At 71.5% G+C, this 23,334-nt stretch carries 17 protein-coding genes; 8 read left to right on the top strand and 9 right to left on the bottom strand.

The annotated features are described in order from the left end of the window. From IE258_RS23905 to metH, 3 genes are all read right to left on the bottom strand, one after another. On the bottom strand, positions 1-1,605 hold the full coding sequence (locus IE258_RS23905; protein WP_189746627.1) for an ABC transporter substrate-binding protein: 1,605 nt from the start codon (positions 1,603-1,605) through the stop codon (positions 1-3). Between the two features lie 442 nt (positions 1,606-2,047). Continuing rightward, positions 2,048-2,749, bottom strand: coding sequence for an HAD family hydrolase (locus tag IE258_RS23900; protein WP_159325411.1), 702 nt, complete (start codon positions 2,747-2,749; stop codon positions 2,048-2,050). Between the two features lie 139 nt (positions 2,750-2,888). Further along, complete coding sequence (gene metH / locus IE258_RS23895; protein WP_189746625.1) at positions 2,889-6,401, bottom strand: methionine synthase; 3,513 nt, start codon at positions 6,399-6,401, stop codon at positions 2,889-2,891. A 399-nt stretch (positions 6,402-6,800) separates the two neighbouring features. Between metH and IE258_RS23890 the strand changes: the two genes are divergently transcribed. From IE258_RS23890 to parJ, 5 genes are all read left to right on the top strand, one after another. Then, a complete protein-coding gene (locus tag IE258_RS23890) occupies positions 6,801-7,565 on the top strand; it encodes an IclR family transcriptional regulator (protein WP_189746623.1) in 765 nt (254 codons plus the stop codon). A gap of 334 nt (positions 7,566-7,899) precedes the next feature. Further along, a complete protein-coding gene (locus IE258_RS23885) occupies positions 7,900-8,694 on the top strand; it encodes an MIP/aquaporin family protein (protein WP_087810221.1) in 795 nt (264 codons plus the stop codon). Between the two features lie 90 nt (positions 8,695-8,784). After that, positions 8,785-10,323 (top strand): glycerol kinase GlpK, encoded by a 1,539-nt coding sequence (glpK, locus tag IE258_RS23880; RefSeq protein WP_159325417.1) that lies wholly within the window; start codon positions 8,785-8,787, stop codon positions 10,321-10,323. Between the two features lie 8 nt (positions 10,324-10,331). Next, on the top strand, positions 10,332-11,948 hold the full coding sequence (locus IE258_RS23875; RefSeq protein ID WP_189746622.1) for a glycerol-3-phosphate dehydrogenase/oxidase: 1,617 nt from the start codon (positions 10,332-10,334) through the stop codon (positions 11,946-11,948). Between the two features lie 150 nt (positions 11,949-12,098). Then, positions 12,099-13,106 (top strand): filament polymerization regulator ParJ, encoded by a 1,008-nt coding sequence (gene parJ, locus IE258_RS23870; protein WP_189746620.1) that lies wholly within the window; start codon positions 12,099-12,101, stop codon positions 13,104-13,106. Positions 13,107-13,298: 192 nt separating this feature from the next. On the opposite strand, the gene mshC is transcribed toward parJ, so the two are convergent. The 4 genes from mshC to IE258_RS23850 form a co-directional block, all read right to left on the bottom strand. Then, positions 13,299-14,528, bottom strand: coding sequence for a cysteine--1-D-myo-inosityl 2-amino-2-deoxy-alpha-D-glucopyranoside ligase (gene mshC, locus IE258_RS23865; RefSeq protein ID WP_189746618.1), 1,230 nt, complete (start codon positions 14,526-14,528; stop codon positions 13,299-13,301). Positions 14,529-14,631: 103 nt separating this feature from the next. After that, entirely contained in the window at positions 14,632-15,462 is an 831-nt protein-coding gene (locus tag IE258_RS23860; RefSeq protein ID WP_189746616.1) for an SCO1664 family protein, read from the bottom strand. After that, the gene (locus IE258_RS23855; protein ID WP_003977160.1) at positions 15,426-16,016 is read right to left on the bottom strand and encodes a DUF3090 domain-containing protein; all 591 of its coding nucleotides are present in this window, start codon (positions 16,014-16,016) and stop codon (positions 15,426-15,428) included. Before IE258_RS23855 ends, IE258_RS23860 begins: the two co-directional genes overlap by 37 nt. 85 nt (positions 16,017-16,101) lie before the next feature. Then, positions 16,102-16,788 (bottom strand): histidine phosphatase family protein, encoded by a 687-nt coding sequence (locus IE258_RS23850; protein WP_189746614.1) that lies wholly within the window; start codon positions 16,786-16,788, stop codon positions 16,102-16,104. A 61-nt stretch (positions 16,789-16,849) separates the two neighbouring features. On the opposite strand from IE258_RS23850, the gene corA reads away from it, so the two are divergent. Continuing rightward, positions 16,850-17,845: a magnesium/cobalt transporter CorA gene (gene corA, locus IE258_RS23845; RefSeq protein WP_189747004.1), complete on the top strand. Its 996-nt coding sequence runs from the start codon at positions 16,850-16,852 to the stop codon at positions 17,843-17,845. A 28-nt stretch (positions 17,846-17,873) separates the two neighbouring features. On the opposite strand, the gene IE258_RS23840 is transcribed toward corA, so the two are convergent. Both IE258_RS23840 and IE258_RS23835 read right to left on the bottom strand, forming a co-directional pair. Further along, positions 17,874-18,662, bottom strand: a complete 789-nt coding sequence (locus IE258_RS23840; protein ID WP_189746612.1) for a ferritin-like domain-containing protein — start codon at positions 18,660-18,662, stop codon at positions 17,874-17,876. Between the two features lie 236 nt (positions 18,663-18,898). After that, a complete protein-coding gene (locus IE258_RS23835) occupies positions 18,899-19,954 on the bottom strand; it encodes an LLM class F420-dependent oxidoreductase (protein ID WP_159325433.1) in 1,056 nt (351 codons plus the stop codon). Positions 19,955-20,067: 113 nt separating this feature from the next. Here IE258_RS23835 and IE258_RS23830 point away from each other — a divergent pair, with 113 nt between their 5' ends. Beyond that, positions 20,068-21,054 (top strand): aldo/keto reductase, encoded by a 987-nt coding sequence (locus tag IE258_RS23830; protein ID WP_189746610.1) that lies wholly within the window; start codon positions 20,068-20,070, stop codon positions 21,052-21,054. Further along, positions 21,051-23,255 (top strand): helix-hairpin-helix domain-containing protein, encoded by a 2,205-nt coding sequence (locus IE258_RS23825; RefSeq protein WP_189746608.1) that lies wholly within the window; start codon positions 21,051-21,053, stop codon positions 23,253-23,255. The genes IE258_RS23830 and IE258_RS23825 overlap by 4 nt, the downstream gene beginning before the upstream one ends. Positions 23,256-23,334 lie beyond the last annotated feature (79 nt).

Raw genomic sequence — 23,334 nt, 5'->3', positions numbered from 1 at the left:
TCAGCCGCTCACGCCCCGGCCCAGCTCCCAGAGCTGGAGCGAGGAGGAGGAGTTGAGGAGGTAGGCCGTGCCGGTGACGTCGTCGCGGGTGGCGACGTACTGCTTGCCCTGCCACAGCGGGATCAGCGGGACGTCCTGGGCGGTGATGTCCTGGATCTCGGTGAGGCTGTCCACCGCGGAGAGCCGGTCGGCCTCGCCGCGGGAGGCGGGGATCAGGTTGTTGATGATCTCCGGGTTGGCGTACGGGATGTTGAGGGTGTTGCCCTTGTCGAGGAACGGCGCGACGAAGCTGTCGGCGTCCGGGAAGTCGGGGAACCAGCCCATGCCGAAGACGTCGTACTTGCGCGCCCGCTCCGCCGGGTGGAACGTCTCCCAGGGCGTGCCCTTGATGTCGACGTCGAACAGGCCGCTGTCGTTCAGCTGCTTCTGGAGGTGCTCGAACTCCTCCTTGGTCGCGGCGCCGTAGTGGTCCGTCGTGTAGTCCAGCGTCAGCTTGACCGGCGTGGTGATGTCCGCGTCCTCCAGCGTCGCCTTCGCCTTGGCGACGCTGGGGTCGCCGTACTTGTTGAAGAACGAGTTGGAGTGGCCGGTGATGCCGGCCGGAACCATCGAGTACAGCGGTTCGGCCTGGGATCCGTAGACCGCGGAGACGAGTTCGCTGCGGTTGATGAGCTGGGCCATGGCGGCGCGGACGGCCTTGTCCTTGACCGTGGCGGCGTCCGTGTTGAAGGCGAGGTAGCGGATCTCGAGACCGGCCACCTCGACCAGGTCGACGTCGCCGTCCGTGCCCTTGGACAGGTTCTGGATCTGCTTCGGCGACATCGCGCGGGTCATCACGTCGATGTCGCCCTTGTTGATGGCGTCGCCCATGGCGTCGGCGTCGGCGAAGGACACGAGTTCGACCTTGTCGTTGTTCACCTTGAGACTCCCCTTGTAATTGGGGTTCTTGGTGAACACGGCCTTGGTCATCTCCTCGCCCTTGACCTCGGCCTTCATCGTGTACGGGCCCGAGCCGGTCAACTCGAAGCCGTCACGCAGCTTGTCCTTCTCGTAGTCGTCCGGGTTCACGATGCCGGCGACCGGTGTGGACAGCTTGAACGGGAAGGTGGCGTCGGCGGTGTTGAGGTGGAAGATGACCTCGCGGTCACCCTTCGTCTCGATGGTGTCCACCGTGGACAGCAGCGAGGCCACCTCGGTGTCGGCGTCGATCTTCCGGACGCGCTCGATGGAGTACTTCACGTCCTCGGCGGTGACCGGGTCGCCGTTGGCGAACTCCAGGCCGTCGCGCAGGGTGCAGGCGTAGCGCTCGTTGCCGGTGTCGGTGAATCCGCACTGCTGGGCGGCCTCGGGCACGGGTTCGCCGTCACCGCGGGGCAGCACCATCAGCGTCTGCGAGGTCTGGCGCATGATGTTCCAGGCGCCGACGTCGTAGGCGTACGCCGGGTCGAAGGGCGCGGTTATCTCTTTCGAGACGCTGAACCCGTCCGTGGTGCCGACGACGATCGCGTCCCCGTCGCCGCTGCCGCTGTCCGACCCACCGCAGGCGGCGAGCACCGGCGCGAGCAGGCCGACGACCGCCGGCAGCACCAAAGTCTTGCGGTTCATGCTCGAGTTTCTCCAGAGCTGTCGGTCCGTGTATCCGGCATGCAGGGGTGTCGCTGCGGATCACGGGGGTAGTGGCCGATGTTCTCGCGACGAGATTAGTCCGCGCCCGCACGGGCGCTCGCAGCCACCGGAGTTGAGGGCTCATCACGGAGCGAAACCGGGTGTGGACACACCGAAAACCCGACAGTGGAAGGATTCGTGCAGGGTTTCACCAATCAGGACACAAAGGCTCCTCGACAACGTTCGCCAAGCCGGAAGCAGCACACCCACGCACCTCTGTCGACCCCTGGGAACGTGGTGAACGTCACAGTCGGACTTTGGACGCTCGTACCGGAATTCGGCCACCCGGGACGGCGGAAATGGACCGTGAACATACGTCGGTCGCGCCGGACGACCCTTCCTCGAATTGCCGCGGCGACGCCGCCGCACGCTTGGTGAACGGCTAGCGCATTTGCGTCATCAGACCGCGCAGAAATGTCAGGTCGACCTCTTCCAGGGAGGCGACCACCGTGCGCCGGACGGCCGGGGTGATGGGTGCGACCGAGGGGACCGCCACGACGTGGCAGCCGGCGGACTCCGCGGCGGCGACGCCGGTCGCGGTGTCCTCGACGACGGCGCACCGGGCCGGGTCCACGCCGAGTCCGGCCGCGGCCGCCAGGTACGGGTCGGGGTGGGGCTTGGTGCGCGGTACCTCGTCGCCGGCGACGGTGAGGGCGAAGTGCTGGGGTCCCAGCGACTTCAGGACGCGGTCGATGATGCGCCGGTGCGAGGCGGAGACCAGGGCGGTGGGGATCTCGTGCGCGGACAGCTCGGCGAGCAGTCGAGCGGCGCCGGGCATGAGGGGCAGGTCACGGCCGATGCGCTGCTCGAAGCCGTCGTTGAGCAGCACGCTGAGTTCGGCGAGGGTGATGTCGGCGCCGGTGGCCTCGATCAGGAAGCCCGCGCTGCGGGTCATCGGGCCGCCGACCACGACGTGGCGCCAGGAGTCGTCCAGGGTGTGGCCGAGGGAGGCGAAGACCTCCGTCTCGACGTCCCACCAGAAGCCCTCGGTGTCCACCAGGGTGCCGTCCATGTCCAGGAGTACGGCCTGCAGGGCTGAGCCTTCGGCCGTACGGGTTCCGAGCGCGGGGACCGTGCTGGTCATCCACGTACCTCCTTGAGGGACGATCAGGCCGGCTCCCACGAAGGGAGCCGGCCTGCGGTGGACCGACCAGTGTACGTCGTGCGGGACCGGAACGCCTGGTGTGGCCGCCGGGCCCGGTGGGGAGCGGCCCGCGTCGGCCTCAGCGGGCGTTGAAGTACTTCGCCTCCGGGTGGTGGATGACGATGGCGTCGGTGGACTGCTCGGGGTGCAGCTGGAACTCCTCGGACAGGTGGACGCCGATGCGCTCCGGCTCCAGGAGGGCCGCGATCTTGGCGCGGTCCTCCAGGTCGGGGCAGGCGCCGTAGCCGAGGGAGAAGCGGGCACCCCGGTACTTCAGGGCGAACATGTCCTCCATCTCGGCCGGGTCCTCCCCGGCGAAGCCGAGTTCCGAGCGCACGCGGGCGTGCCAGTATTCGGCGAGGGCCTCGGCGAGCTGGACGGACAGGCCGTGCAGTTCGAGGTAGTCGCGGTAGGCGTTGGCCTCGAACATGCGGGCGGTCTCCTCGCCGATGCGGGAGCCGACGGTGACGACCTGGAAGCCGACCACGTCGATCTCGCCGGACTCCTCCGGCCGGAAGAAGTCGGCCAGGCACAGGCGCCGGCCGCGGCGCTGGCGCGGGAAGGTGAACCGGGTGCGTTCGTTGCCGTCGTCGTCGAGGACGATCAGGTCGTCGTCCTTGGAGACGCAGGGGAAGTAGCCGTAGACCACGGCCGCCTCCAGCAGGTTCTCCGTCTGCAGGCGGTCCAGCAGACCCCGCAGCCGCGGCCGGCCCTCGGACTCGACCAGTTCCTCGTAGGAGGGCCCCTCACCGGTGCGGGCCTGCTTGAGACCCCACTGGCCCTTGAAGAGAGCGCCCTCGTCCAGCCAGGACGCGTACTCCTTGAGCTGGATGCCCTTGACCACGCGGGTGCCGCGGAAGGGCGGCGTGGGCACCGGGTTGTCGGTGGCGACGTCGGAACGGACGTGCCCCTCTTCCGGACGCTCGTCGATCTCGACGGTGGCCGCCCGCACCCGGCGCTGCTTCAGCTCCGGCAGCTTCGCGCCGGGCACACCGCGCTTGATGCCGATCAGCGCGTCCATCAGGCGCAGGCCCTCGAAGGCGTCACGGGCGTAGCGGACCTCGCCGTCGTAGATCTCGTGCAGGTCCTGTTCGACGTAGGCCCTGGTGAGGGCCGCGCCGCCGAGGATGACCGGGTAGTCGGCGGCCAGCTTGCGCTGGTTCAGCTCCTCCAGGTTCTCCTTCATGATCACGGTGGACTTGACGAGGAGGCCGGACATGCCGATGACGTCGGCCCGGTGCTCGTCGGCCGCCTCCAGGATCGCGGAGACCGGCTGCTTGATCCCGAGGTTGACGACCGTGTAGCCGTTGTTGGACAGGATGATGTCGACGAGGTTCTTGCCGATGTCGTGGACATCACCACGGACGGTGGCCAGCACGATCGTGCCCTTGCCGTCGTCGTCGGTCTTCTCCATGTGCGGCTCCAGATGAGCCACCGCGGTCTTCATCACCTCGGCCGACTGCAGCACGAACGGCAACTGCATCTGGCCGGAACCGAACAGCTCACCGACCACCTTCATGCCGTCCAGCAGCGTCTCGTTGACGATGTCCAGCGCCGGGCGCTCCTGGAGGGCGGCGTCGAGGTCCTGCTCCAGGCCGTTCTTCTCGCCGTCGATGATGCGCCGCTTGAGGCGCTCCTCCAGCGGGAGGGCGGCCAGCTCCTCGGCCTTGGACGCCTTCAGCGACTTGGCCGTGGCGCCCTCGAAGAGCTGCATGAGCTTCTGCAGGGGGTCGTAGCCCTCACGGCGGCGGTCGTAGATCAGGTCCAGGGCGGTGGTGACCTGCTCCTCGTCGAACCGCGCGATCGGCAGGATCTTCGACGCGTGCACGATCGCCGAATCCAGACCCGCCTTCACACACTCGTCCAGGAAGACGGAGTTGAGCAGGATGCGGGCCGCCGGGTTCAGGCCGAAGGAGATGTTCGACAGGCCCAGCGTGGTCTGCACGTCCGGGTGGCGCCTCTTCAGCTCCCGGATGCCCTCGATGGTGGCCAGGCCGTCCTTGCGGGACTCCTCCTGACCGGTGCAGATCGTGAACGTCAGGCAGTCGACGAGGATGTCCGACTCGTGGATGCCCCAGTTGCCGGTCAGGTCCTCGATCAGCCGTTCGGCGATCTCGACCTTCTTCTCCGCGGTGCGGGCCTGTCCCACCTCGTCGATGGTCAGCGCGATCAGCGCAGCGCCGTGCTCCCGGGCCAGCTTCGTGACACGCGCGAACCGGGACTCGGGGCCCGCACCGTCCTCATAGTTGACCGAGTTGATCACCGCGCGGCCGCCCAGCTTCTCCAGACCGGCCCGGATCACGTCGACCTCGGTGGAGTCCAGCACGATCGGCAGCGTGGAGGCGGTCGCGAACCGGCCCGCCAGCTCCTCCATGTCCGCCACCCCGTCCCGGCCGACGTAGTCGACGCACAGGTCGAGCATGTGCGCGCCCTCGCGGATCTGGTCGCGGGCCATCTCCACACAGTCGTCCCAGCGGCCCTCCAGCATCGCCTCACGGAACTTCTTCGACCCGTTGGCGTTCGTACGCTCACCGATGGCCAGGTAGGAGGTGTCCTGGCGGAACGGCACGCTCTGGTAGAGCGAGGCGGCGCCGGGCTCGGGGCGCGGGTCACGGACGGTCGGGGCGGTGTCCCGGACCCGCTCCACCACCTGGCGCAGGTGCTCGGGCGTGGTGCCGCAGCAGCCGCCGACCAGCGACAGGCCGTACTCGCGCACGAACGTCTCATGCGCGTCGGCCAGCTCCGGCGCCGTCAGCGGGTAGTGCGCGCCGTCCTTGCCCAGCACGGGCAAACCGGCGTTCGGCATACAGGTCAGCGGGATACGCGAGTGCCGGGCGAGGTAGCGCAGGTGCTCGCTCATCTCCGCCGGACCGGTCGCGCAGTTCAGACCGATCATGTCGATGCCCAGCGGCTCCAGCGCGGTCAGCGCCGCACCGATCTCCGAGCCCAGCAGCATCGTGCCCGTGGTCTCGACGGTGACCGACACGATGAGCGGCAGGTCGAGGCCGAGGGCGTCCAGGGCGCGCCGGGCTCCGAGCACCGAAGCCTTGGTCTGCAGCAGGTCCTGCGTGGTCTCCACCAGCAGCGCGTCCGCGCCGCCCGCGACCAGGCCCTCGGCGTTGCGCTGGTAGGCGTCGCGCAGGACGGTGTACGGGGCGTGACCCAGGGTGGGGAGCTTGGTGCCGGGGCCCATGGAGCCCAGCACCCAGCGCTGCCGGCCGTCGCGGGCACCGAACTCGTCGGCGACCTCACGGGCCACCCGGGCGCCGGCCTCGGACAGCTCGTGCACCCGCTCGGGGATGTCGTACTCACCCAGAGCGGAGTGATTGGCGCCGAAGGTGTTCGTCTCGACGCAGTCGACACCCGCCGCGAAGTACTCCTCGTGCACCGAACGCACGATGTCGGGCCGGGTCAGGTTCAGGACCTCGTTGCACCCCTCCAACTGCTGGAAATCGTCCAGCGTGGGGTTCTGGGCCTGCAACATGGTGCCCATCGCGCCGTCGGCGACCACCACACGGGTGGCCAGGGCCTCTCGGAGGGCGGAAACGCGGGTGCGGGTGTCGGCGGGCGGGGTGGATGGCGACGAGGCCATGAAAGGGCTCCCTAGGATGCGACGGCTGTCGGCTTTGCCTCTGCCCGGTGCCGCCCGTTGTGGACGTCCCCGGGGAGAACGCACGCCGCCAGGGTAGCCGGGACCGGGGGCTGATGGTCAGGGCGTCCACGAGACGGACGAGGATGGCGGGGCGAATACCCGCCGAACGGACGAGCCCCTCCCGTCCGGAGCGTCTCGCTCCGGCGGTGGCGGGCGCGCGGCGCCCGCGCGGTGCGCACACCTCGTACGGAACGTCCGCGGTCTCGGGAGTGGCCGAAGTGCAACAGTTGCCCGCCGACCATTGGCGGGAGGTCGGCATGGACCGGTAGTGTTCGGCATTGCCGAACGACGTCAGCGACGCCGAGGTCGGCAGTCGAAGGGGACGGAGGCAGTACGTCGATGGCACGGAACATCCAGTCGCTCGAGCGGGCGGCCGCGATGCTGCGCCTGCTCGCGGGCGGCGAGCGGCGGCTCGGCCTGTCGGACATCGCCTCGTCGCTGGGTCTGGCCAAGGGCACCGCGCACGGCATCCTGCGCACCCTCCAGCAGGAGGGCTTCGTCGAGCAGGACGACGCCTCCGGGCGCTATCAGCTGGGCGCCGAGCTGCTGCGCCTGGGCACGACGTATCTGGACGTGCACGAGCTGCGGGCGCGCGCCCTGGTGTGGACGGACGACCTGGCCCGCTCCAGCGGCGAGAGCGTCCACCTCGGGGTGCTGCACCAGCAGGGCGTCCTGATCGTGCACCACGTCTTCCGTCCCGACGACAGCCGGCAGGTCCTGGAGATCGGGGCCATGCAGCCTCTGCACTCCACGGCGCTGGGCAAGGTGCTGTCGGCGTACGACCCGGTGGCGCACAGCGAGGCCCTGGAGGCCGACCGCAAGGCGTTCACCGACCGGACCGTCTGCGAACCGGACAGCTTCGAGCACATCCTGGACATCACCCGCGCGCGCGGGTACGCCGCCGACGTCGAGGAGACCTGGGAGGGCATCGCCTCCATCGCCGCCCCCATCCACGACCGCAGGCGCATGCCGGTCGGCGCGGTCGGCATCACCGGGGCCGTGGAACGGCTGTGCCGGGAGGGCGAGCTGCGGCCCGAGCTGGTCGCGGCGGTACGGGACTGCGCCCGCGCGGTGTCGCGGGACCTGGGCGCAGGGCGGTTCTAGGGCCTGTCCGGCGGATCAGGGCGCAGGGTCGACACGGGCCGGGACACCAAGGGTGTTCCGGCCCTTCGCGTTCCCGCCGTGCCGTCCGCGGCGCGGGATAGATAACCCGCGACGATCAATAACGATCGTGCTTTCGATAACACAGCTCTTGACGCACGCGTGACGCCGAACGAGACTCGCGTCCATCGGTCGGCATTGTCGAACACCTACCGGCAATACGCGTTAGAGTGTGACAGTGCCAAGGGCCGCCATCGCTCTCATACCGAGGGCGCCGGAACACCCGGAGGGACCCGGGGGTTCGGCTTCCCCTGGACGAAGGACAAAGGAGTCGCGGGTGTCCAGCTCCGACATCTTCATCGGCGAGACCATCGGTACCGCCATACTCATCCTGCTCGGCGGCGGCGTGTGTGCCGCCGTGACGCTCAAGGCCTCCAAGGCACGCAACGCCGGCTGGGTCGCCATCGCCCTCGGGTGGGGCTTCGCCGTCATGACGGCGGCCTACATATCGGGTCCGCTCTCCGGAGCCCACCTGAACCCGGCCGTGACGATCGGCATCGCGATCAAGGACGGCGACTGGAGCAACACGCCGACCTACTTCGCCGGCCAGATCCTCGGCGCCATGATCGGCGCGGTCCTGGTCTGGATCACCTACTACGGCCAGTTCCAGGCCCACCTCACCGACCGGGAGATCGTCGGCGGTCCCGGCGCGCAGGACACGACGGCCAAGTCCGTCGAGGCGCAGGAGAAGGGCGCCGGGCCCGTCCTGGGCGTCTTCTCGACCGGCCCCGAGATCCGGCACACGGTCCAGAACCTCGCCACCGAGATCATCGGCACCTTCGTCCTGCTGCTCGCCATCCTGACCCAGGGCCTGAACGACGAGGGCAACGGTCTCGGCATCCTGGGCGCCCTGATCACCGGCTTCGTGGTGGTCTCCATCGGCCTGTCGCTCGGTGGCCCGACGGGGTACGCGATCAACCCGGTCCGCGACCTCGGCCCGCGCATCGTGCACGCCCTGCTGCCGCTGCCCAACAAGGGCGGCTCCGACTGGTCCTACGCCTGGATCCCGGTCGTCGGTCCGCTGATCGGCGGTGCGATCGCCGGAGGTGTCTACAACCTCGCGTTCGCCTGAGCGGGCCCCGCTTCGGCGATCATCGAGCCGCAGACCACGCGCCGTACGCACCGGCCACCGCCACCCACCACGGAACCCCAGGAGCACACAGTGACCGACTCCCACACCGCAGGGCCCTTCATCGCCGCGATCGACCAGGGCACCACCTCCTCGCGCTGCATCGTCTTCGACCGCGACGGACGCATCGTCTCCGTCGACCAGAAGGAGCACGAGCAGATCTTCCCCAAGCCGGGCTGGGTCGAGCACGACGCCACCGAGATCTGGACCAACGTCCAGGAGGTCGTCGCCGGAGCCGTCGAGAAGGCCGGCATCACCCGCGACGACATCAAGGCCATCGGCATCACCAACCAGCGCGAGACCACCCTCGTCTGGGACAAGAACACCGGTGAGCCCGTCCACAACGCCATCGTCTGGCAGGACACCCGCACCGACGCCCTGTGCAAGGAGCTCGGCCGCAACGTCGGCCAGGACCGCTTCCGCCGCGAGACCGGCCTGCCTCTCGCCTCCTACTTCGCCGGTCCCAAGGCCCGCTGGCTGCTCGACAACGTCGACGGTCTGCGCGAGCGCGCCGAGGCGGGCGACCTGCTCTTCGGCACCATGGACACCTGGGTCATCTGGAACCTGACCGGCGGGGTGAACGGCGGCAAGCACGTCACCGACGTCACCAACGCCTCGCGCACCATGCTGATGAACCTGCACACCATGGCGTGGGACGAGAAGATCGCCGAGTCGATCGGCGTGCCGATGCAGATGCTCCCGGAGATCCGCTCCTCCGCCGAGGTGTACGGCGAGATCACCGGCGGCCGGCTCGGCGAGCTGCTCGGCGGCATCCCGGTCGCCTCCGCGCTCGGCGACCAGCAGGCGGCCCTGTTCGGCCAGACCTGTTTCTCCGAGGGCGAGACCAAGTCGACGTACGGCACCGGCACCTTCATGGTGATGAACACCGGTGACAAGCTGATCAACTCCTACTCGGGCCTGCTGACCACCGTCGGCTACAAGATCGGCGACCAGGACACGGTCTACGCCCTGGAGGGCTCGATCGCCGTCACCGGTTCGCTGGTGCAGTGGATGCGCGACCAGATGGGCCTGATCTCCACGGCCGCCGAGATCGAGACCCTCGCCCTGACGGTCGAGGACAACGGCGGTGCCTACTTCGTGCCGGCCTTCTCCGGCCTGTTCGCCCCGTACTGGCGCTCCGACGCCCGCGGTGTGATCGCCGGCCTCACCCGGTACGTCACCAAGGCGCACCTCGCGCGCGCCGTCCTGGAGGCCACCGCCTGGCAGACGCGGGAGATCGCGGACGCCATGACGAAGGACTCCGGCGTGGAGCTGACCGCCCTCAAGGTCGACGGCGGCATGACCTCCAACAACCTGCTGATGCAGACCCTCGCCGACTTCGTGGACGCCCCCGTGGTGCGCCCGATGGTCGCCGAGACCACCTGCCTCGGCGCCGCCTACGCCGCCGGCCTGGCCGTCGGCTTCTGGAACAGCACCGACGACCTGCGCGCCAACTGGCGGCGGGCCGCCGAGTGGACCCCCCGCATGGACGCGGACACCCGCGACCGTGAGTACAAGAGCTGGCTCAAGGCCGTCGAGCGGACCATGGGCTGGCTCGAGGACGAGGAGTAAGAACGACCATGACCACCCAGTCCACCCTGCAGTCCGTGCCTGCCCTGGGTACGCACCCGGCCTCCGGCTCGAACCCGAGCCGGGCCGAGACCCGGGAGCAGCTTTCCAAGGCGTCGTACGACCTTCTCGTGATCGGCGGCGGCATCCTGGGCATCTCCACCGCCTGGCACGCCGCGCAGTCCGGCCTCAGGGTGGCCGTGGTCGACGCCGGCGACTTCGCCGGCGCCACCTCCTCCGCCTCCTCCAAGCTGCTCCACGGCGGTCTGCGCTACCTGCAGACCGGCGCGGTGAAGCTGGTGGCGGAGAACCACTTCGAGCGCCGTGCGGTCTCCCGCCAGGTGGCCCCCCACCTGGCGAACCCGCTCACCTTCTACCTCCCCGTGTACAAGGGCGGGCCGCACGGCGCGGCGAAGCTCGGGGCCGGTGTCTTCGCGTACTCGGCGCTGTCCGCGTTCGGTGACCGCGTCGGCCACCTGCTCTCCCCGGCCAAGGCCGCGCAGGACGTGCCCGAGCTGCGCACCGACAACCTCAAGGCCGTGGCCGTGTACGGCGACGACCAGATGAACGACGCCCGTATGGCCCTGATGACCGTCCGCGCGGCGGTCGAGTCCGGCGCGGTGGTCCTCAACCACGCCGAGGTGACGGGGCTGCGCTTCACCAACGGCCGGGTGACCGGCGCCGAGCTGAAGGACCGGCTGTCCGGCGACGAGTTCGGGGTGAACGCCCGGCTGGTGCTGAACGCCACCGGCCCCTGGGTCGACCACCTGCGCCGCATGGAGGACCCGAACGCGGCGCCGTCCATCCGCCTGTCCAAGGGCGCGCACCTGGTGCTCAAGCGGACCGCGCCGTGGAAGGCCGCGCTGGCCACCCCGATCGACAAGTACCGGATCACCTTCGCCCTCCCCTGGGAGGACATGCTGCTGCTCGGCACCACCGACGAGGAGTTCGAGGGTGACCCGGCGGACGTCGCGGTCAACGACAAGGACATAGCCCAGATCCTGGACGAGGCCGCGTTCTCCATCCGCGACCAGCAGCTCGACCGCGACCTCATCACGTACTCCTTCGCGGGGCTGCGGGTGCTGCCGGGCGGTCCCGGCGACACGGCGAAGGCCAAGCGCGAGACGGTCGTCACCGAGGGCCGGGGCGGCATGCTGTCCGTCGCGGGCGGCAAGTGGACCACCTTCCGCCACATCGGCCGTACGGTGATGAAGAAGCTGGAGGCGCTGCCGGGCCACCCGCTGGGCGACGACTTCGAGCCGATCGCGTCGCTGCCGAAGAAGCTGCCGCTGCCCGGCGTCGCCAACCCGCGCGCGGTCGCCCACCGGCTGCTGGTGGACGGTTCGGCGCCCGGCCCGCGCATGGCGGCCGACACCGCCAAGCACCTGGCCACGCACTACGGTTCGCTCGCCTTCGACATCGCCCGGCTCGCGAACGAGAGCCCCGAGCTGGGACAGCGCGTCCACCCGGACGCGCCCGAGATCTGGGCGCAGGTCGTGTGGGCCCGGGACAACGAGTGGGCCGAGACGGCGGACGACGTGCTGCGCCGCCGTACCACTCTGACCATCCGCGGCCTGGCCACGGACGACGTCCGCGCGCGGGTCCAGGACGTGCTGGACAAGAAGTAGGCCCCGCGTTCGGCACCGCGCGGCGGGTGTCCGGACCCCGGGCACGGGGCAGTGATCCGTGCACTGCCCCGTGCAAGGGGGCTGCGGGCGGCCCCTCGACACGCCGTAAGGTTGGGGGGTACGCGAGGGCACGTCGGAAGGAGGCGCTGGGTGATCGAGCTCGAGGGGGTTCCCGAGCTGGTCGACCCGGTCATGGTGGCCGCGTTCGAGGGCTGGAACGATGCCGGTGACGCCGCCTCCACCGCGGTCGCGCATCTCGACAGGGAGTGGAAGGGCGAGGTGTTCGCGGCGCTGGACGCCGAGGACTACTACGACTTCCAGGTCAACCGTCCCACGGTGTTCATGGAGGACGGCGTACGCAAGATCACCTGGCCGACGACCAGGCTGTCGGTGGTCCGCGTCGGCGGCGACAAACCGCGCGACCTCGTCCTCGTCCGCGGTATCGAACCGTCCATGCGCTGGCGTTCGTTCTGCAACGAGCTGCTCGGTTTCGCCCATGAGCTGGGCGTCGAGCTGGTGGTCGTCCTGGGCGCCCTGCTGGGCGACACGCCGCACACCCGTCCGGTCCCGATCAGCGGGACCACGTCGGACGCCGATCTGGCGCGGCGCATGGACCTGGAGGAGACCAAGTACGAGGGGCCCACGGGCATCGTCGGCATCCTCCAGGAGGCGTGCACGCACGCGGGCGTGCCGGCCGTGTCGCTGTGGGCCGCGGTGCCGCACTACGTGTCGCAGCCGCCGAACCCGAAGGCCACGCTGGCGCTGCTGAACCGACTGGAGGACCTGATCGGCGTGCGGGTCCCGCTGGGCGAGCTGCCCGAGGACGCGCGTGCCTGGCAGGTGGGCGTGGACCAGTTGGCCGCGGAGGACACCGAGGTCGCCGAGTACGTGCAGTCGCTGGAGGAGGCCCGGGACACGGCGGAGCTGCCGGAGGCGTCGGGCGAGGCGATCGCGCGGGAGTTCGAGCGGTATCTGCGACGGCGGGACGGGTCGGGGACGGGTGGGCCCGGCCCCGGGGGCGCCGGTGGGCATGCCACGGCGGACGGCGGCGACGGGCCGTCCGGGGCGCCGTTCCTGCGGGACAATCCGAGTGGGCGTGGGCGGCCGCCGAAGCCGCCGAAGGCGGGCGGGGAGGACGAGGAGTCGTCGGAGGACTGAGCCCGACCGAGTGTGAGTGAGGGGCGCTTCCCTGGTGGGAGCGCCCCTCAGTCGTTTGAGTGCGGGTTACTGCGGGGGCGCTGACCGGCGCTGACCGGGCACCGCCTGCGCCCACCCGTGCCGCCCCAGCGGCACGACTGCCCGCAGCTGGGGCGGGCGCGGCGCGGCGCGGCGGCTGCCCGCGGTTCGGTCCTACAGCGCCACGCCCAGTAGGGCGTCTGCCGCTCGGGATACCACGCCCGGGGCGCCGGGGTCCGTGCCGCCGGAGTCCTGCTGGAGGGCGGCCCAGCGGTCGATCGCGGCGAGGGCGGCCGGGGAGTCCAGGTCGTTCGCGAGGGCCTCGCGGATCTGCTCCACCAGGGCCTCGGCGGGCGGGCCGTCGGGGCGGGAGACGGCGGCGCGCCAGCGGTCGAGGCGGGCGAGGGCGTCCTGAAGCACCTGGTCGGTCCACTCCCAGTCGGAGCGGTAGTGGTGGGCGAGCAGCGTGAGCCGGATGGCGGCCGGGTCGACGCCCTCGCGGCGCAGCTTCGACACGAAGACCAGGTTGCCCTTGGACTTGGACATCTTCTCGCCGTCGAGACCGACCATGCCGGCGTGCACGTACGCCTTGGCCATGGGGAACTCGCCGGTGAGTGCCTGGGCGTGCGAGGCGCCCATCTCGTGGTGCGGGAAGGCGAGGTCGGAGCCGCCGCCCTGGACGTCGAAGCCCATTCCGAGGTGGTCGAGGGCGATGGCGACGCACTCGATGTGCCAGCCGGGCCGCCCGCGGCCGAGCGTGCCGCCGTCCCAGCTGGGCTCGCCCTCGCGGGCGGCCATCCACAGCATCGGGTCGAGCGGGTTCTTCTTGCCCGGCCGGTCCGGGTCGCCGCCCCGCTCCGCGGAGAGCAGCCGCATCGCGGCGGCGTCCAGGTTCGAGACGCTGCCGAAGTGCGGGTCGGCCTCGACGGAGAAGTAGGTGTCACCCTCCAGCTCGTAGGCGGCGCCGGCGTCGCGCAGCCGCTCGACGAGCGGGACGATGCCGGGTATTGCCTCCACGGCCCCGATGTAGTGCTGCGGCGGGAGCATCCGCAGCGCCGTCATGTCCTCGCGGAAGAGGGCGGTCTCCTGCTCGGCGAGGGCGGTCCAGTCGACCCCGTCGCGCACGGCCCGCTCGAGGAGCGGGTCGTCCACGTCGGTGACGTTCTGGACATAGTGGACCTGCCGCTTGGTGTCGAGCCACACGCGCTGCACGAGGTCGAACGCGTTGTAAGTCGCCGCGTGCCCCATGTGGGTGGCGTCGTACGGCGTGATGCCGCAGACGTAGATACGGGCGACGGGACCGGGGTCGAGGGTGACGAGGCCGTCGGTCGCGGTGTCGTGGATCCTCAGGTCGCGGCCCTGACCAGGCAGGGCGGGGACCTCGGAAGCGGGCCAGGCATGCATGTCATGAGCCTAACCGGACGGATGTTCCGTACACGAACCGGACCGGGCCCGGATGGCCGGTAAGGCGCTCTTGCACACCACCGGCCCGCGTGGCGCAGGGTCCCTACACGGGCGGCCAGGGGATCGCCGGCCACTCGCCGCTCGGTTCGGGGTGCTTCCCGGAATCCAACAGGGCCCCGACACGCGCGCGCGTGGCGTCGAGTTCGGCGGGGGTGATGAGCGCGGCGAGCCGGATCGCCAGCGTGCCGCCGTCCTTCAGTGCCTCCCTGAGGGCGTCGAGCACCGTCAGGGCCTCCTCGGTGAGGGGGTCGCCCGCCCAGCCCCACAGCAGGGTGCGCAGCTTGTTCTCGGCGTTGAAGGTGACCCCGTGGTCGATGCCGTACAGCCGCTCCCCCGCCGCGGGCAGCAGGTGGCCGCCCTTGCGGTCGGCGTTGTTGATCACGGCGTCGAGTACGGCGAGCCGGCGCAGCCGTGCGTCGTCGGCGTGGACGAGCAGCGCGGTGCGGCCCTCGCCGACCTCGGCGAGGGCGATCGCCTTCCAGCCGGCGCCGGGTTCCTCCTCGTCCACCAGGGCGAGCAGTTCCGTCTCGGGCACGGTCTCGATCCACAGTTGGACCATGCCCTCGCCGTACGGGCCGTCGCGCAGCACGGTGGGCGGGACCAGGCCCCAGCCGGTGGCCTCGGAGACCTCGTAGGCGGCGACCTCGCGCTGGGCGAGGGTGCCGTCGGGGAAGTCCCACAGCGGGCGCTCCCCGGCGACCGGCTTGTAGACGCAGGCCGCCTCGCGTCCCTCGTGCGTCACCGTGCAGTACAGCGCCGCGTTGGACGCGTCACGGATGCGTCCGCGCACGGTCAGCTCGCCCAGGACGAGCAGTTCGGCCGCCGCCGCGTCGGTGGTCACGCTCCGCGGCGGTATCCGTTCTGGCGCGGACATACGTGTCCTTCCGGGTCGAGCGGGAGGCTGCACAGCGGGCACGGCGGCCGCCCGGCGTTGACGACGTCGAGGGCGCGCTTGGCGAAGGCCCTGGCCTGCGCGCCGGTGAGGCGGACCCGGAGCATCGGCGGGCCGTTCTCCTCGTCCTGGAGGAGGCGTTCCTCGGCCTCCGCCAGGTCCTCCTCGGACTCGGCGTCCAGCTCCACGAGGGCCTGTGCCTCGACGATCATGCGCTGGTCCTCGCCGTCCCAGGCCAGCGCCATGGTGCCGACCCGGAACTCCTCCTCGACGGGGGTGTCCAGCGGCGCCGTGTCGGCGGGCCCGGTGGGAGCGGTGGCGGGGACGACGGTGCTGCCGCCGCTGCGCCGTACGACTTCGTCCAGGAGCTCGTCCATGCGCTCGGCGAGGGCGGCGACCTGGGTCTTCTCCAGGGCCACGCTGGTCACCCGGGAGCCGGCGGAGGCCTGGAGGAAGAACGTACGGCGTCCGGGCAGCCCGACCGTACCGGCCACGAACCGTTCCGGTTGGTCGTAGAGGAACACCTGACGGGACACGTCCTGTCTCCATGGAAGTCGGGGAAAGCGGAAGATCGGGATCGAGGGCACTGCCGCGACCGGTTCACCCTACTGCGGCGGACGATCACGGTGCGCCCGCACCACCCCCGACCGGGGCCTCGTCACCGGACGGCTCCTCGCGCGGGGCCAGGGAGGCGAAGTCACCGGTGTCGCCGAGGCGGACGAGGAACGGGCGCAGCCGGGTGTAGCGGATGGCGGTGACGGAGCAGGGCTCGACGGAGATCCGCTGGAAGAGGTCGAGGTGGAGTCCGAGGGCCTCGGCGACGAGGGACTTGATGATGTCGCCGTGGGAGCACATGAGGTAGACGGCGTCGGGCCCGTGGTCGCGCTCCACGCGCGCGTTCCACTCGCGTACCGCCTCGGCGGCGCGGGTCTGCATGGCGCGCATCGACTCGCCGCCGGGGAAGGCCGCCGCGGAGGGGTGCGCCTGCACCACCTCCATCAGGGGCTCGTCCCTGAGTTCGGCGAGCTTGCGACCGGACCAGTCGCCGTAGTGGCACTCCCCGATCCGTTCGTCGGTGTGGGCCCGCAGGTCGGGCCGGGCTTCGAGCAGCGGCCGGAGGGTCTCCTGGCAGCGCTGCAGGGGGCTGGTGACGACTTCGGAGAGCGGCAGGCCGGCGAGCCGCCCGGGGAGCGCGGCGGCCTGCGCGGCGCCGCGTTCGTCGAGGGCGACGCCGGGCGTCCAGCCGGCGAGCAGCCCCTCGGTGTTGGCGGTGGAACGTCCGTGCCTAACCAGGATCAGCGTGGGCATGCGGCCAGGGTAGGCGTACGGCGCGGTACAGGGGCGCCGGGACGAGGGGAGAATGGGTTCGGTGATCGTCGACTGCGCCATCTACCGGGACGGGCACCGCACGGCCGGGCCCGAGGACTTCTCCGACGCGCTCGGTGAGGCACGGGAGGCCGGCGGCTTCGTCTGGATCGGCCTGCACGAGCCGACGGAGAAGGAGTTCGAGCTGGTCAGCCAGGAGTTCGGGCTGCACCCGCTGGCGGTGGAGGACGCCCTCAAGGCGCATCAGCGGCCCAAGCTGGAGGTGTACGACGACTCCCTCTTCGCCGTCCTCAAGCCGGTGGTGTACGAGCCGGACAGCGACGCCGTGTCCACCGGCGAGCTGATGATCTTCCTGGGCGACGCGTTCGCGGTCGTCGTCCGGCACGGCGAGGGTTCGCCGCTGAAGGCCGTGCGGAGGCGGCTGGAGCACGAACCGGAACTGCTGGGGAAGGGTCCCACCGCGGTCCTGTACGCGATAGCGGACGCCACCGTCGACCACTACCTGGACGTGGCGGTCGAGCTGCAGACGGACCTGGAGGAGCTGGAGGCGGAGGTCTTCTCTCCGGACGGCGGCGGCTCCCGGCACACCGCGTCGCGGATCTACACCTTCAAGCGGCAGGTGCTGGAGTTCCGCCGGGCGACGGGGCCACTCGCGCCCCCGCTGGCCCGGCTGGCGGGTACCGGGGTGTACGGCGGCGGCGTGCCTTTCGTGAACGACCGGGCGCGGCCGTTCTTCCGGGACGTGAGCGACCACCTCACGCGCGTGAACGAGTCGGTGGAGAGCCTGGACCGGCTGGTGTCGGACATCCTGTCGGCACACCTGGCGCAGACGAGCGTCCGCCAGAACGACGACATGCGGAAGATCTCCGCGTGGGCGGCCATGGCCGCGGTCCCCACGATGGTCGCGGGGATCTACGGCATGAACTTCGAGCACATGCCGGAGCTGCACTGGGTGTGGGGCTACCCGGCGGTGATCGCACTGATGGCCGTCCTGGAGCTGCTGCTGTACCGGCAGTTCAAGCGCCGGGGCTGGCTGTAGCCGGGGCCGGCTGTGGGACCGGGGCCCCTTAGGCGACCTCGGGGGCCGCGGCGGCGGGTCCGCCGAGCGCGTCGCGCCGTTCGGGCGCCCGCAGCGTCACCATGCGGCGCCAGCCGGCCAGCCGCTCGGCGGCGTACGTCGCGTGGATGCCCGCCGCGAGCAGCGCCGACCTGGCGCGGGACCAGCCGAGGAGGCGCCCCATGCGGGCCATCACGGCGAGGCTGACGTCACGGTGGACGCGGATCTCGGCGTGCGCGCACTCGCGCAGGGTGCGCCGGATGTACGGGCCGTGCCCGGCGGCGGCGTAGCGCAGCAGTTCCTCGTGGGAGTAGGCGAGGTGGTTGTCCTCGTCGGCCGAGATCATCCGGACCGCCCGGCCCAGGTCGGGGTGGTCCGCGAAGTACTTGAGGAGCATCGCCATCTGCTCGGCCGCGCGCTGCTCGGTGACCCTGCTGTGGGCGAGGTAGGTGATGACGTCCCGCACCGTGAGGGGCTGGTCGGCCTTGAGCTTCTCGTGGGCGAGGCCGATGCCGTGCCGCTCCAGGAGCATCGTGTAGTCGGTCTCGGGCGGTACCTCGACGGGTTCGAGGCCGCGCTTCTTCAACAGGGCGTTGAAGATCCGGCCGTGCTTGTCCTCGTCCGCACCGTGCCGGGTGATCTTGGGGGCGAGGGCGCGTTCGCTCTCCGGCACCAGCGCCGCGATGCGCGCGTTCTCCCAGCCGCCCTGGGACTCGCCGCTGGCCGCGATGGAGCAGAAGAGACGGAACGACTCGTCGTTGTCGAGGATCTCCTGGAAAAGACTCTTGGCCGAAAGCATCGGTGGGCACCTCTCTGCCGCTGCGTGATCCGCAGGTTCCGCACACTCCGCGAAGCCGAGTCAAGTGCGGGCGAGGGGGCACGGCAACAGGTGCGGCGCACAACTCCGCCGAAAGAAGGACGGCCGGGGCGCGCCAAGGCGTAACCACGCGCGCGTGGACGCGTTGTTCCTCGTGACGGCCGTGGCGGGGAAGACCCCCGAGCCCCCACCACGGCCGCAGAAACTTTCCTCCCGGGTCACGCCAGTCCGGCGCGCTCCAGGGCCTCGGTGCCCGCGCGGAGTGCGGCGAGCCGCTCGTCCAGGGTGAAGCCGGCGGGGGCGAGGGTGAGGGTGGTGACACCGGCCGCGGCGTATGCCTTCATCCGGTCGGCGATGCGGTCGACGGAGCCGAGCAGTGTCGTCTGGTCGATCAGCTCGTGGGGTACGGCTTCGGCGGCGCCCTGCTTGTCGCCGGACAGGTACTTGTCCTGGATGTCGGCGGCTTCCCGCTCGTATCCCATGCGCTGGGCGAGCTGGTTGTAGAAGTTCTGCTTGCGGCTGCCCATGCCGCCGACGTAGAGCGCGGTGTAGGGGCGGAAGGTGTCCGCGAGGGCGGGGACGTCCTTGTCGTCGCCGAGGGCGAGCGGCAGGGTCGGGCAGACGTCGAACCCGTCGAGGGTCTTGCCGGCCTTCTCGCGCCCGGCGCGCAGGTGCTTGACGGCGGTCTCCTCCAGGTGGTCGGCGGAGGGGAAGATGAGCAGGGCGCCGTCGGCGATCTCGCCGGTCTGCTCCAGGTTCTTCGGGCCGATCGCGGCGATGTACAGCGGGATGTGCTCGCGCTGCGGGTGCACGGTCAGCTTGATGGGCTTGCCGGGGCCGTCGGGCAGCGGCAGCGTCCAGTGCTGTCCCTCGTAGGAGAGCCGTTCCCGGGTCATCGCCTTGCGCACGATCTCGACGTACTCGCGGGTGCGGGCGAGCGGCTTGTCGAACTTGACGCCGTACCAGCCCTCGGAGACCTGCGGTCCCGACACGCCGAGGCCGAGGCGGAAACGGCCCTTGGACAGGGAGTCCAGGGTGGCGGCGGTCATCGCGGTCATCGCGGGCTGGCGGGCGGGGATCTGGAAGATGGCCGAGCCGACGTCGATGCGTTCGGTCTGGGCGGCGACCCAGGTCAGCACGGTGGCCGCGTCGGAGCCGTATGCCTCGGCGGCCCAGCACACGGCGTATCCGAGCCGGTCGGCCTCCTGGGCGACGGCCAGGTTGTCCGCGTCCATTCCGGCACCCCAGTAGCCGAGGTTGATCCCGAGCTGCATGGCCGATTCCCCTTACCGATCAGTAACGTGGCTGGTGCCCCGACCTTAGCGCGCGGAAATCGGTTGTCCACAGGCCCCCACAGGGCAAGCCGTGCCCAGTAATGTCGGCGTTCATGGAGCAGAGGCATCTCGGCCGCACCGGCCTGCGCGTGTCCCGCATCGGTCTAGGCACCCTGACCTGGGGCCGGGACACGGACGAGCATGACGCCGCGGACCTCTTGAAGACCTTCTGGGAGGCGGGCGGGACGCTCGTCGACACCGCGGACGTCTATGGCGACGGCGAGTCGGAGTACCTGCTGGGCCGCCTCATGGAGGGCCTGGTGCCGCGCCGGGACCTGGTGATCTCGACGAAGGCCGGCAGCGTTCCGGATCCCGACCGCCGGTTCGACGGGTCGCGTGCCCACCTGCTCTCCGCACTGGACGCCTCGCTGGCCCGCCTGGGCACGGACCACGTCGACGTGTGGCACCTGCACGCCTTCGACCCGCACACCCCGCTGGAGGAGACGCTGCACGCCCTCGACGTCGCGGTCAGCAGCGGCCGGGCGCGCTACGCGGGGGTCTCCAACTTCTGCGGCTGGCAGCTGGCCAAGGCGGCGACCTGGCAGCTGGCGGCGCCGGGTGTGCGCAACCGGGTGGCGAGCACCCAGATGGAGTACTCGCTGCTCCAGCGGGGTGTGGAGCGGGAGGTGCTGCCGGCCGCCCTGGACCTGGGGATCGGGCTGCTGCCCTCGTCCCCGCTGGGCCGGGGGGTGCTCACGGGCAAGTACCGCAAGGACGCCACGCCCCCGGACTCGCGGGGCGCCTCGGACCATCTGGCACCGTTCGTCGAGCCCTACCTCGACGACACGGCCGGGCACATCGTGGACGCGGTGGCGACGGCGGCGGACGGGCTCGCGGTGACCCCGCTCCAGGTGGCGCTGGCCTGGGTCCGCGACCGGCCCGGGGTGGTCGCCCCGATCATCGGTCCGCGCACCGCGCAGCAACTCACGGCGGCGCTGTCAGTGGAGACCCTTAGTCTTCCTGACGAGATCTGCCGGGCGCTCGACGACGTGTCGGCGCCCGTGCACCGCTATCCCGATCACGACTGGAGCACGCTGTGAGCACGGAGCCCGAGCCCGCCACCGAGGACACCGCGCACGCCGTGGACACCGGGCCGGAGACCCCGGGCACCGCGGAGCCGGCCGGGGCGGCCTCCGAAGCGCGGCCGGACGAGCCCGCAGGGGACGGGGGCGAGGCGGCGGCGCAGGTGTCCGAGGTCGAGGCCGAGCTGGCGGCGCAGCGGATCGAGCGGGAGCGCATCGAGCGGCGGAAGGCCGAGAAGCAGGGGCCGATCAACGCCGGTGGCAAGCTCAGCGGCTCGGCGGCCGACCTGCTCGCCGCAGTACGCGCCGTGGAGAGCGGTGAGAAGCCGGCGGCCACGGTCTTCGGCGCTCCCGAACCCGCCCGCCGCCCAGCGCCGGAGCCGGTGCGCCCGCCCCGTCCGGCGCCCGCGGAGCACTCCGCCGCGCCCGCCGGGCCCGCGGGTCCGGCCCCGGAGACCGTGCAGAGCGTGCGACGCGTACTGGCGGAGGGGGGCGCCCCCGAGGGGCTCGCGCCGCAGACCGCCGCGCTCCTCGGTGAAGGCGCTCAGGACGCGCTGCGCGAGGACCCCTGGCTGTTGCTCCGGGTCGCCGGAGTGCGGCCGGAGCAGGCCGACGGGTTCGCCCGCGCGCTGCTCGGCGCCGAGTGCGGCCCGGACGACGAGCGGCGCGGCCGTGCCGTGACCGTGTGGCTGCTGGAGCAGGCGGCGCTGGCCGGGCACACGGCACTGGAGCTGCCGCGGCTCACCGCCACGCTGGCCCAGCGGGGCGTTCCGGACCCCGACGCCGCCGTGCAGAGCACGCTCGCCGAGGGCGAGGCACTCGCCTTCCAGGACGCCCTGGAGGAGACCGACGCCCGCCAGGAGGGCGAGCAGGACGAGGAAGGCGAGGAGGGCGAGGAGCGTCCCGTCCGGGTGCTGATCGGCCTCGAGCGGTACGCGCTCGCCGAGGAGAGCCTCGCCGACGGACTGGCCCGGCTGGTCAACTCGGCGCCCAAGCAGGACGGCTCCGCGGCGGACTGGGAGCAGGCGGCCGCCTCCGCGCAGGGCTCGGCGGCCGAGCTGATCCGTGCCGTCGCGGGCCACGGACTGGTCCTGCACACCGGCGGCGAGGCGTCCCTGGCCGAGCCCGCCGCCCTGCTGCGCACGGCGCACGCCCTGGGCCTGCGGGCCTGGGCAGCCGCGCCCGGCCCGCTCGGCCGCGACCGCTTCGCCGCCCTGCTGGGCGCCGCGCCGGCCGAGCCGCCCTCCTCGGGGCCAAAGGCTCCCGCGGCGGTCACCGTGACCGGGCTGCTGACCGGCGCCGAGGGTCCGGGGCGGGACGCCGACGGGGCGCTGGACCTCGATCTGCTCGTCGTGGTCGACGCGCCGCAGCTCGACGTGGAGGCGGGTGCCCTACTCGCGGAGTCACTGCCGGACGGGGCCCGGCTGGTGCTGGCCGGGGACCCGGCGGTGCTCTGGTCCGTGGGCCCCGGGCGGGTCTTCGCGGACCTGCTGGCGGCACGGGTCTGTCCCCAGATCGCCTCGCGGCGCCCGGACCCGGGTCCGCTCGGCGAACTGGTCTCCGGCATCGGCATCGGTGAGCTGGGCCAGGTGGAGGCGCCCGGCAAGGAGGTCGTGATCGTGCCGGTGCGGGACGCGGGCGAGGCCGTGCACCGCACCGTCCAGCTCGTGGCGGACTCGGTGCCGCGCGCGATCGGCGTCCCGGCCGAGGAGACGCAGGTCATCACGCCGGGCCACGGCGGTGCCGCGGGCACGCGCGTGCTCAACGCGGCGCTGAAGGAACGCCTCAACCCCGGCCCCGGTCGCTTCGGCGGATTCGACCCCGGGGACCGGGTCGTCCACACGCCCGCCCCGGGCCGGGTGCTGCCGGGGCGGGTGGTCACGGCCGACGCCGAAGGACTGCACCTGTCGTGCGCGGGCGAGACCGTGATCGTGCCCAGGGACCGGGTGGAGGGCGCGGTGCGGCACGGCTGGGCGCTGACCGCCCACCAGGCGCTGGGCGGCCGCTGGGCCGCCGCGGTCGTGGTGCTGCCCGGTGACGCCGTGCAGGCCCTCAGCCGCCCCTGGATCTACACGGCGTTCGGCCGGGCCGCACGGCACCTGTCCGTGGTGCACGGCGTGGAGCAGGCCCTCCCCCGCGCGGTGGCCGAAATCCCGGCGAAGCCCCGCACGACCCGCCTGCCTCGGCTGCTGGCCCCCCAGACCCCGACCACCGACTGACCGCGGGCACCCGGCCCCCGGCGCATCCCCGCCGGGGGCACCCAGACCCGCCTGCGGCTACCGCTGACGCCTCGGGCAG

Origin of the sequence: Streptomyces tendae (genome assembly GCF_014650435.1) — a bacterium.
Classification (GTDB): Bacteria; Actinomycetota; Actinomycetes; order Streptomycetales; family Streptomycetaceae; genus Streptomyces; species Streptomyces tendae.
This window is presented reverse-complemented; position numbering and strand designations above follow the sequence as displayed.

Coding starts and splice junctions, on each gene's coding strand:
- IE258_RS23905 (WP_189746627.1), bottom strand. CDS start 1,605: ATGAACCGCAAGACTTTGGTGCTGCCGGCGGTCGTCGGCCTGCTCGCG.
- IE258_RS23900 (WP_159325411.1), bottom strand. CDS start 2,749: ATGACCAGCACGGTCCCCGCGCTCGGAACCCGTACGGCCGAAGGCTCA.
- metH (WP_189746625.1), bottom strand. CDS start 6,401: ATGGCCTCGTCGCCATCCACCCCGCCCGCCGACACCCGCACCCGCGTT.
- IE258_RS23890 (WP_189746623.1), top strand. CDS start 6,801: ATGGCACGGAACATCCAGTCGCTCGAGCGGGCGGCCGCGATGCTGCGC.
- IE258_RS23875 (WP_189746622.1), top strand. CDS start 10,332: ATGACCACCCAGTCCACCCTGCAGTCCGTGCCTGCCCTGGGTACGCAC.
- mshC (WP_189746618.1), bottom strand. CDS start 14,528: ATGCATGCCTGGCCCGCTTCCGAGGTCCCCGCCCTGCCTGGTCAGGGC.
- IE258_RS23860 (WP_189746616.1), bottom strand. CDS start 15,462: ATGTCCGCGCCAGAACGGATACCGCCGCGGAGCGTGACCACCGACGCG.
- IE258_RS23850 (WP_189746614.1), bottom strand. CDS start 16,788: ATGCCCACGCTGATCCTGGTTAGGCACGGACGTTCCACCGCCAACACC.
- IE258_RS23840 (WP_189746612.1), bottom strand. CDS start 18,662: ATGCTTTCGGCCAAGAGTCTTTTCCAGGAGATCCTCGACAACGACGAG.
- IE258_RS23835 (WP_159325433.1), bottom strand. CDS start 19,954: ATGCAGCTCGGGATCAACCTCGGCTACTGGGGTGCCGGAATGGACGCG.
- IE258_RS23830 (WP_189746610.1), top strand. CDS start 20,068: ATGGAGCAGAGGCATCTCGGCCGCACCGGCCTGCGCGTGTCCCGCATC.